At 44.9% G+C, this 7706-nt stretch carries 2 protein-coding genes and 5 pseudogenes; all 7 read right to left on the reverse strand.

Features of this window, described 5'->3' with window-relative positions:
- Positions 1-551: leucine-rich repeat domain-containing protein (locus QT992_RS01490; protein ID WP_333376391.1), on the reverse strand; the 551-nt coding region annotated here is incomplete at its 3' end.
- A 146-nt stretch (positions 552-697) separates the two neighbouring features.
- A pseudogene (locus QT992_RS01495) lies at positions 698-1127 on the reverse strand (ABC transporter permease subunit); the annotation flags it as partial.
- 75 nt (positions 1128-1202) lie between these two features.
- Positions 1203-2566 (reverse strand): annotated as a pseudogene (locus QT992_RS01500) (IS4 family transposase).
- 279 nt (positions 2567-2845) lie between these two features.
- Positions 2846-3352, reverse strand: a pseudogene (locus QT992_RS33515) (DUF6745 domain-containing protein); the annotation flags it as partial.
- Between the two features lie 579 nt (positions 3353-3931).
- A pseudogene (locus QT992_RS33520) lies at positions 3932-5713 on the reverse strand (leucine-rich repeat domain-containing protein); the annotation flags it as partial.
- A gap of 118 nt (positions 5714-5831) precedes the next feature.
- Positions 5832-6425: pseudogene (locus tag QT992_RS01515) on the reverse strand (ABC transporter permease); the annotation flags it as partial.
- A 12-nt stretch (positions 6426-6437) separates the two neighbouring features.
- Positions 6438-7706: DUF6745 domain-containing protein (locus QT992_RS01520; protein WP_333376395.1), on the reverse strand; the 1269-nt coding region annotated here is incomplete at its 5' end.

Here is a 7706-nt window from a genome sequence, read left to right on the forward strand (position 1 = left end):
AGCGAGCCGAGGATGCTGATGTCGCTAATTTGATTGTGGTCGAGATGCAGTGTGGTCAGATTGGTGAGCGAGCCGAGGATGCTGATGTCGCTAATTTGATTGTGGTCGAGATGCAGTGTGGTCAGATTGGTGAGCGAGCCGAGAGAGCTGATGTCGGTAATTTGATTTTTGTCGAGAGACAGTGTGGTCAGATTGGTGAGCGAGCCGAGAGAGCTGATGTCGGTAATTTGATTTTTGTCAAGAGACAGTGTTGTCAGATTGGTGAGCGAGCCGAGGATGCTGATGTCGGTAATTTGATTGTTGTCAAGAGACAGTGTGGTCAGATTGGTGAGCGAGCCGAGAGATCTGATGTCGGTAATTCGAGTGTTGCACAGATCCAGTTCTGTCATTCTTGAAAGTATCTGCTCCGCTTCTTGTGCGTCATCAGTGCCAGCCTGTTTTAACAACACTTTAACTCTGTGCCTTGCCTCTTGTGAAACGCTGTCAATATGCCTGCACCAGTCGGCAAAGCTGCTAAAACTCATTGGCTCCTTTGGTTGTTTTTCTGACATAAAACACTCCGAGATGGGTAATGGGGCATGGGGCATAGGGCATAGATAATGGGAATACTGTTGATTGTTGATTGTTGATTGTTGACTGTTGATTGTTGACTATTACAAATCGCCCTTGCGTACCTCATATTACTAAATTAAGTCTTCTATTTCAAATCTTCCAGCTTAATCCGAGGAGCGACCGCTTCCAGCAGCAAATCTGCCAACAAATCCCCAACAATCAACATCGTCGCACCATCATCACTAAATACAAATCTTGATTAGTCACGGCCTCCAGAGTCAGCTTTCCCAAACCCTGCCAATTAAAGAAATATTCGGCAATAAACGCACCGCTCAACAAACTAGCTTGCCTCAAAACCCAACAGCGTAACCAACGGATTAATCGCATTCCGCAAAGCATGAATGTAAATTACTCGATCGCCCGCCAAACAGGCGAGCCCGTGCTGTTCGGATATAATCTTGACGCAGCACGTCCAACAATTGTCTGCGCCTCAATCTTTGCCGGAGAGCAAAACCAGTAAGGCTCAAAGCGACAGTTGGCAAAATTAAGTGCCAGCCGTAATCGAGGAGTTGACCCCCATTACTCACAAGTTAAGCTAAAAGCACTATTGTCAATGAGTAAAATTACTCATCTTTTACCTGTTGACCCAATTAAAATATGACTCCATTTGTTCCTTTATTGTTGAAAAAAAATTGTTCGGGACTTCTTTGAGTTCCAGGGAAAGGAGAAATAATTAGCCTGACATGAGGTTTTCATGCTTAGCTTAACAATCCCTAAATCTTGATTTTTATCGGCGGCAAAATACTTAACTAAGTCCGAAGCTAATCCTTTTTGATAGGCAACAGAGAAATGATACATACCCCGATAAATCATTTCTAATGAAATCCGTTCAATTGGTACTCCTAATTCATCGGCAACTGCATCTCAAGAATCTACTAAAACCGCATAAAATAGCCAAGTCCCCCAGATTTGGAGCTTGATTCCGTTTAATGAACCTGTCCATAAATAGCTGAGATTTAATAATCTTTTTACTGTACAAAATGCCTCTTCAATTCGCCAGCGTCTTTGATATAAATCTGCTACTACATAAGGGGGCAATATTTCAGGTTCTCGGACACTTGTCAGATAAGAACGCCAGGAAGTATTAGAGCGAATCTGTACTAATCTTATAGTCAAAGCTGGTGTCTTTTTTGTCCCTGCACCTATTTTAATTATCTGGTCTTTGATATCATAGGTATTTGTTAATACCCGCTCTACCTGATAAGATGCACCTTTCTTGATTCGAGTGATAAATCCAATTTCTTGAGAAATGAGTTTTGACCAAAAAGCGAAGTGATAGAAGCCTCGATCCAATAATAGTAAGGTTTTCGGCTTAACTGTTTTTAGTAAATCTTCCTCCCAATTAATATCTGCTTGTTTCGGATTTTCCCCAAACCAAATTTCTTCGGGAAGATGAGTTACTAGGTCTATAATTACTCCCATTTTTCCGGCTAGTTGACCACTTGGCACATCTGATAAGCTTTGTAGCTTCTTAAATAATGCTTCTAATGTTGAGCCATCAGCTATCCAGATATTATCAAAGCTTTTTAAGGCAAATTGTACGCTATCTGGTAATGGTCTCGATTTTCTTGTTAACCATTCCCGACGAAAATGAGGCAGTAATTCTTTAAATACTTTTTCAAATAAAATTGCTGGAAAAGTTAAAAATCTGAGCGATAATGCTTGTTGACTAATTTCAGACGGCTCACACCATAAAAATCCCTCTCTATTTAATAATCTGGTTAATTCTGTTACTCCTGCTACATTTCGCCATAAAAGACTGGCGGATTGCTGCCATCATTAATGGTAGTGTCAGAATCCTATCTCTTAAATTTAGTTGGCGATAAAAAGTTTTTTGAGCAGCCATTGCTGGAATTAATAAATCTTCCAGGTGATTCGCAATCGCTTCATTTTCTATTTGGGGACTATTTTTTTTCTTTGCATGATCTCGGTTGATTCGTTTTTTGCTAGTCATAACTGGTTCAACTATGGCTCAACTGCTTGCCCCGTAAAGGTTTCATCCTATTTTACCTTTTTTAGTCTACCCCCTTGACAATTTGCACTTTTTCTTAACTTGTCACAAATGGTTGACCCCACATTCGGTAAGTCAGCGCTAGCGATACAAGTCATTCTTCCGACGGGAAACAGAGGCTTCGTATTCCTAGCTCGGTAGCCGCAGCAACGCTGCGATAAAACTCGGAAATCCTTGTCCGGTGTAGCTGACTACTTGTAGAAATCCATCGCCACAATTATATCAAGTCTGCACGGAAAATTCCTCTGGATCGATATCCCAATTTGCCCAGCGAATTGCCTCCCTCGCTGATGTCAGGTTAGGTGGCACTCTCAAAGCGTGAATGAATCCCGTACTTGGACAAGTCATTTTTAACAAACAAATCGGCTCCAAATCCTCGACATTATCTATTTGTAATAGTGCATATTCCTGCCAACTATCTATTTGTTTTGCTGACAAGTCTTGAATTATGCGCTCGTAACCAATTCCTTGAATTAACACTCGCCTCAGCTCGGCATTCTCTTCTGTTAAAAGCCATTGGGGTTGCCATTGACTGGGGTGGAGTTGGCCGTATTCTTCAGGCAATCTGACACCGTGATAATAATAAAAATTCCATCCATCCGCAAACTCGATCGCAGGTTCTCCTTCCGCGTGCAAGCGGTTTTGACTGTCAACGCGCAGGTGCCGGGGGCGATCGCACACCGCGCAAATCTTTTCAAACGGAAATATCCAACCGCAATGCTCGAAAAGCAGCTTTTGGCAGTGATGTATTTCTTGTGTTTTTTGGGAAATATTGACCCCTAATGAAGATATATACCATTGGGTCAAATAGATTTCTTTAAACAAAATTGTGGGGTTTTCAGGAGATTTAAGGAATAACAAATGATTGGGAAAAACATTCCCTATCGTTGGTTCCGATCGCTTATATTCGTCAACCAATTCGTTGATTAGCGAACTCAGTGTGCTGTCTGCTTCGGACTCGATCCTTATGCGCTTGAGCTCATACTCCCACACCGCCGGACTTGTAAATTCTCTCACAATCGATTCTCTCACAATCGATGGGGACATCCATTCCCAGTCTAGCTTTTTCCCCAATCTATTCCCATGCCCTTCGTTTGACCAGTTTTGTGAACGATCGCCTTTGGGCAAGTTGAAGAGTTGGAGAAAAGCGTCGCGGGGACTGGTGCAAACAATAACGGAGGGTTCTTCTAGCCCAATAGCTGCATAGGCAACTTTGACTGCTTCTGTGGCTTTTTGAGCATCAATTGGCGTAGTCGAGAGAGTAAGACGTTTTTGTGCGAGGAGGCCTAACACGCACAGAGCGGTAATTGGATTCGAGTCGAGACTCAGTATTGTCAGATTGGTGAGCGCTCGCAAGGCGCTGATGTCGGTAATTTGATTGTCGCCCAGACGCAGTATTGTCAGATTGGTGAGCGCTCGCAAGGCGCTGATGTCGGTAATTTGATTGTTGTTGAGATAGAGTGTGGTCAGATTGGTGAGCGAGCCGAGGAAGCTGATGTCGCTAATTTGATTTAAGCGGAGATCCAGTGTTGTCAGATTGGTGAGCGAGCCGAGGAAGCTGATGTCGCTAATTTGATTGTTGTAGAGAATCAGTGTTGTCAGATTGGTGAGCGCTCGCAAGGCGCTGATGTCGGTAATTTGATTGTGGTTGAGATCCAGTGTTGTCAGATTGGTGAGCGAGCCGAGAAAGCTGATGTCGGTAATTTGATTCGAGTCGAGATGCAGTGTTGTCAGATTGGTGAGCGAGCCGAGAAAGCTGAAGTCGGTAATTTGATTCGAGTCGAGATGCAGTGTTGTCAGATTGGTGAGCGAGCCGAGAAAGCTGATGTCGGTAATTTGATTCGAGTCGAGATGCAGTGTTGTCAGATTGGTGAGCGAGCCGAGAAAGCTGAAGTCGGTAATTTGATTCGAGTCGAGATGCAGTGTTGTCAGATTGGTGAGCGAGTCGAGAAAGCTGAAGTCGGTAATTTGATTCGAGTCGAGATGCAGTGTTGTCAGATTGGTGAGCGAGCCGAGAAAGCTGGTTTCGGTAATTCGATTGTGGGTCAGATGCAGTGTTGTTAGATTAGTGAGCGAGCCGAGAAAGCTGATGTCGCTAATTTTATTGTAGCCCAGATGCAGTGTGGTCAGATTGGTGAGCGAGCCGAGAAAGCTGATGTCGGTAATTTGATTCGAGTCGAGATGCAGTGTTGTCAGATTGGTGAGCGAGCCGAGAAAGCTGATGTCGGTAATTTGATTTCTGTCGAGATCCAGTGTGGTCAGATTGGTGAGCGGGCGCAAGGCGCTGATGTCGGTAATTTTATTGTCGCCGAGATCCAGTGTGGTCAGATTGGTGAGCGAGCCGAGGAAGCTGATGTCGGTAATTTTTTGATTCCAGTCGAGAGACAGTGTGGTGAGATTGGTGAGCGAGCCGAGGAAGGTGATGTCGCTAATTTGATTCGAGTCGAGATGCAGTGTTGTCAGATTGGTGAGCGAGCCGAGAAAGCTGATGTCGCTAATTTTATTGAAGCTGAGCTCGAGTGCTGTCAGATTGGTAAGCGAGCCGAGGAAGCTGATGTCGGTAATTCTATTGCCGCCAAGATCTAGTGTGGTCAGATTGGTGAGCGAGCCGAGGGAGCTGATGTCGGTAATTTCATTGCAGCGAATATCTAGTTTAGTCAGATTGGTGAGCGAGCCGAGGAAGCTGATGTCGGTAATTTGATTGTTGTTGAGATTGAGTTCTGTCAGATTGGTGAGCGAGCCGAGGAAGCTGATGTCGGTAATTTGATTGTTGTTGAGATTGAGTTCTGTCAGATTGGTGAGCGAGCCGAGGAAGCTGATATCGGTAATTTGATTGTAGCCCAGATGCAGTGTGGTCAGATTGGTGAGCGAGCCGAGGAAGCTGATGTCGGTAATTCTATTGTTGCCCAGATCCAGTTCGGTCATGCTTGAAAGTATCTGCTGCGCTGCTTCAGGGTCATCAGTGCCAGCCTTTTCTAACAACACTTTAACTGTGTGCCTTGCCTCTTGTGAAAGACTGTCAATATGCCTGCACCAGTCCGCAAAGCGACTAAAACTCATTGGCTCCTTTGGTTGTTGTTTTTCTGACATAAAACACTCCGAGATGGGTCATGGAGCATGGGGCATGGGGCATGGATAATGGGAATACTGTTGACTGTTGACTATTACAAATCGCCCTTGCGTACCTTCTGTTACTGAATTAAGTCTACTATTTCAAATCTTCCAGCTTAATCCGAGGATCGACAGCTTCCAGCAGCAAATCTGCCAACAAATTCCCCACAATCAACATCGTCGCACCCATCATCAAACTTGCCATTACTAAATACAAATCTTGATTGTTCACCGCCTCCAAAGTCAGCTTTCCCAAACCAGGCCAATTAAAGAAATATTCGGCAATAAACGCACCGCTCAATAAACTAGCTTGCCTCAAAACCCAACAGCGTAATCAACGGATTAACAGCATTCCGCAAAGCATGAATGTAAATTACTCGATCGTCCGCCAAACAGGCGAGCCCGTGCTGTTCGGATGTAATCTGGATGCAGCACGTCTAACAATTGTCCGCGCATCAATCTTTGCAAACCCGCAAAACCAGTAAGGCCCAGGGCGACTGTTGGCAAAATTAAGTGCCAGCCGTAATCGAGGATTTGACCCCACATTCGGTAAGTCTGCATGGTCAATGCTTGTCATTCCTCCGACGGGAAACAGAGGCTTCGTATTCTGAGCAAAAAATAGCAGCAGCTTTGCGGAGAGCGAGCTGGGAAATCCTTGTCCCCTGTAGCTGACTACTTGTAGATATCCATCGCCGCCATTATATCAAGTCTGCACGGAAAATTCCTCTGGATCAATATCCCAATTTACCCAGCGAATTGCCTCCCTCGCTGATATCAGGTACGGCGGCACTCTCAAAGCGTGAATGAATCCCGTACTTGGACAAGTCATTTTTAACAAACAAATCGGCTCGACATCATAGCCGTCATCTATATCATCGGCCTCATCTATTTGTAATAGTGCATACTCCTGCCAACTATCTATTTGTTTTGCTGACAATTCTTGAATTATGCGAGCGTAACCAATTCCTTCAATTAACACTCGCCGAAGTTCGGCATTATCTTCTGCTAAAATCCATTGGGATTGCCATTGATTTGGGTGGAATTTGCCGTATTCTTCAGGCAATCTGACACCGTGATAATAGTAAAAATTCCATCCATCCGCAAACTCAATGGCAGGTTCTCCTTCCGCGTGCAAGCGGTTTTGACTGTCAAAGCGCAGGTGGCGGGGGCGATCGCACACCGCGCAAAACTTTTCAAAGGGAAATATCCAACCGCAATGCTCGAAAAGCAGCTTTTGGCAGCGAAGTATTTCTTGTGCCTTTTGGGAAATATTGACGCCTAATGAAGAAATATACCATTGAGTCAAATAGATTTCTTTAAACAAAGTCGTGGGGGTTTCAGGGAATTCCAGGTCTAACAAATGAGCGGGAAAAAAATTCCCCATCGTTCGTTCCGATCGAGCATATTCCTCAACAACTTCGTACATTAGCGAACTCAGTGTGCTGTCTGCTTCGGACTCGATCGTCATGCGATCAAGCTCATACTCCCACACCGCCGGACTGGTAAATTCTCTCACAATCGATGGGGACATCCATTTCCCGTCTAGCTTTTTCCCCAATCTATCCCAATGCCCTTCCTTTGACCAGTTTGGTGAATCGTCGCCTTTGGGCAAGTTGAAGAGTTGGAGAAAAGCGTCCCGGGGACTGCTGCAAACAATAACGGAGGGTTCTTCTAAGCCAATAGCGGCATAGGCAACTTTGACTGCTTCTGTGGCTTTTTGAGCATCAATTGGCGTAGTCGAGAGAGTAATAAGATGTTTCTGTGCGAGTTCGTCTAACACGCACAGATCGGTAATTTGATTGCCGCCGAGATCCAGTGTTGTCAGATTGGTGAGCGAGCGCAAGGCGCTGATGTCGGTAATTTGACTGCCGCCGAGAGACAGTGTTGTCAGATTGGTGAGCGAGCCGAGGAAGCTGATGTCGGTAATTTGATTGTAGCCCAGATGCAGTGTGGTCAGATTAGTGAGCGAGCC

It is taken from the genome of Microcoleus sp. T3_D1, assembly GCF_036700405.1.
Taxonomy (GTDB): Bacteria; Cyanobacteriota; Cyanobacteriia; order Cyanobacteriales; family Microcoleaceae; genus Microcoleus.